Below are 2,682 nucleotides of genomic sequence, written 5' to 3'. Positions count from 1 at the left end.
CAGCTTGTCGTCGTCATAGGGAGTGAGCTCGGTCTGACCGCTTCTTATAAGTCCCATTTTCAGGTGGTCGATAGACAGGTAAGGGTACTTGTATTTTTCAAGCAGTTTCTGCGCGAGAAGCGTTTTCCCTGTATGCGAAGCGCCTGCTATCAGTATTATCATAGTAGCCGCGGCTCCTTTCCGATAGTTTCCATAATTATATCATATTTGGGGGCGTTTTTCAACAAAAAAACAGCTCCTGTCAGTGTGGATGTGAGCTGTTGTCAGTTATCGCAAAATATGCGGCAACTCATTTTAGCAGGAACAGTTGCGTTTTTTGCAACTGTTCATTTTTCAGTTGTTGTAAATAATACAACAACTCATAGTAATGTGCAGAAAATGTACATTGCTATTTTTATAATATACCTGTGGTTTACTTGCTTTTTCCGAAAAGCTATGATATAATACAGGTAAAGTCAGAACAGGAACGGTCGAGAGCGACCACTGTATCAAGAATAATTACGAAAGGAGTTACCCGAAATGAGACAGTTTACTATGGTCTATCTGTATAGCGAACATTATGAAGTAAGTTTCTATCACGAGAGTGAAGAGGCTCTATTTGTGCTGCATACAGATAAACGTAGTGGATAGTCATTTCGGAAACGCACTTTCTTTGTGTTGTGATCCATACAAATGATAAACACCGTCTGTATGTAAGCAGGCGGTGTTTTTTCTATGTCTGAAATCATAATTCAAGGAAAGGAGATGCTCACGATGCCGGTGATTGATGTAAAGGCAACAGGTAATAATATCAAGAATATCATCAAATCCAAAGGTTTCAAAATATCTGATGTGCAGGCAAGATGCGGTTTCAATACTCCACAGGCTATATTCAAGTGGATGCGTGGGGACGCTGTACCTACTATTGATAATCTGATAATACTTGCGGATATGTTTGATGTTCCGATAGATAAAATAATAATCGTCACTCGTGTCTGAGTGGCGAAATATGGGTAAGTGCGCCGAATGCGTGAAATATGATGTGCAGGACCGTACCGACAGCAAGCAAATGGAAGAGGAAAGGAGAACAGGTTATGCTTAAGTACAAAAGAATTTATAAAGATGAAAATGTCATGCGGTATGAATTCTATCCTGAAGGCAAGGGCGATGTTGGAATTGTGGAATTTGTAAATGGGCGCGGCAAAATAATAAAGCATTCTGCCGATGACTTCGATTCCTTCTATGCAACCCATGCTTTATATGACATTGATTGTAATAAAGAAAGCGGTACGATTGCTTGGTATTAAATGATGGTGAACTCTCCCCCACCTTAAAGAGGTGGGGGCTTCGTAAGAAGGTTGGTATTTAAGTTTTCACCTGAAAATCAGGCAACCCTTATTCTTACAGGCGTGTCCACTTCGCCACTACTGTATAGGACTGATAAGTCCACAACACTACTTTTTCTTAAAATATTCAATGCACCATTTACATCAGCATTGAGTAATGTTCCGTCAGCCGTTCTGTACAAACCTCTCCGTATGCGTGTTCCGCTGAATTTGTAGAGCTGCGGATTATCTGCATTATAGACAGGAATTGTATCATTATCCCAGAAAGATGCTTTTGAAGTATAGCTTTCTTCCTGCTTGACAAAAACAATTCCGTTCAGTTCACAAAGATATTCCAGTTTGGAACGCAGTTTTCCATATGGGATATTGACAAAATTCTGATTGTTACACTTATTCATGTTAGAATTATGCTGAAATGTTTCATTGTAGCCAATGACAAGCGTTCCAATATTATGAGTAATGCAGTAATCAATAATTTTCCTTGCAGTCTTGCTCATATAGTCATTGACTTGTCTGTTTCTTTTGTCTGCTAAGATTTTCTGACGGCTGGTTGTTCTTCTTTTGTCGCCCTGTCTGTCTTTAATACCCTGTAATCTTGCATTTTCTTTGTTGAACCATTGATTGACAGATTTCAGTTTTCTACCGTCAATAATGAAACTTCTGCCCTCACTTGATACAGCAGTCACAAAATTATTTACACCCAAATCCAGAGCAAGTGCATTGTTTTGATTAAGATTTCTCTGAATACATTCAGCTTCGTAAGTATACTGAATTTCAAAGAACCTTGCTCCTGATTTCGGAATGATCCTGATTTCCTTGATATGCTTATCCGCAAGTATCGGCGGTATCTTGATTTCAACAGGCTTGTGCGTTTTCTTATACATCTGAGAGTAAGGCAGAATCAGCTTGTTTCCATTCAGTCTGACAAAACCTATGACAAGTATAGCAAATCCGTCTTTTGGCAAATAATGTGGTAATTTGCAGCCCCTGAAAGAATACTTTCCTTTCTTTGCAAGTTTCAGCAATCCGAAAAAACTTTTGAATGAACCGTCTACTTCTTTCAGAATCTGCTGTGCCATATTGGAATTGAGAGTTTTATAATTAGGGCTGTCTTTCAGCAGTGCATAATTCTTTTCATATTTCAGATATTCGCCTTCTGTGAAGTAATACTGACGGACATTGTAGATTGCTTCATTGGCAAGATTTTTCGCTATATGACACAATTCTCTCAAAATGCTGTATTCTTCCTTTGACAGATGCTTTACTTTTTGCTTTACCGTAAGATACATAGCTTTTCTCCTTTCTTTCAGATTTAGGATATTTCCTATGCATTTATTATAGTATATATTTTACTGAT

General features: G+C 38.4%; 3 protein-coding genes and 1 pseudogene. 2 read left to right on the top strand and 2 right to left on the bottom strand.

What is annotated here, in order from left to right:
- A pseudogene (locus J6U00_RS11515) lies at positions 1–162 on the bottom strand (adenylate kinase); the annotation flags it as partial.
- Between the two features lie 552 nt (positions 163–714).
- On the opposite strand from J6U00_RS11515, the gene J6U00_RS11510 reads away from it, so the two are divergent.
- Together J6U00_RS11510 and J6U00_RS11505 are read left to right on the top strand one after the other, a co-directional pair.
- Positions 715–978 carry a helix-turn-helix transcriptional regulator gene (locus J6U00_RS11510; RefSeq protein WP_365718895.1) on the top strand — a complete coding sequence of 88 codons (264 nt, stop codon included), beginning with the start codon at positions 715–717 and terminating at the stop codon, positions 976–978.
- Between the two features lie 95 nt (positions 979–1,073).
- Positions 1,074–1,286 (top strand): hypothetical protein, encoded by a 213-nt coding sequence (locus J6U00_RS11505; protein ID WP_296581998.1) that lies wholly within the window; start codon positions 1,074–1,076, stop codon positions 1,284–1,286.
- Between the two features lie 77 nt (positions 1,287–1,363).
- Here the strand turns inward: J6U00_RS11505 and J6U00_RS11500 are convergent, their stop codons facing one another.
- A complete protein-coding gene (locus J6U00_RS11500) occupies positions 1,364–2,614 on the bottom strand; it encodes a transposase (protein WP_296581996.1) in 1,251 nt (416 codons plus the stop codon).
- Between the last annotated feature and the right edge of the window lie 68 nt (positions 2,615–2,682).

Origin of the sequence: Ruminococcus sp., assembly GCF_017650195.1 — a bacterium.
Classification (GTDB): Bacteria; Bacillota; Clostridia; order Oscillospirales; family Ruminococcaceae; genus Ruminococcus.
The sequence above is the reverse complement of the archived record's forward strand: the minus strand, read 5'-3'. Positions and strand labels throughout refer to the sequence as shown.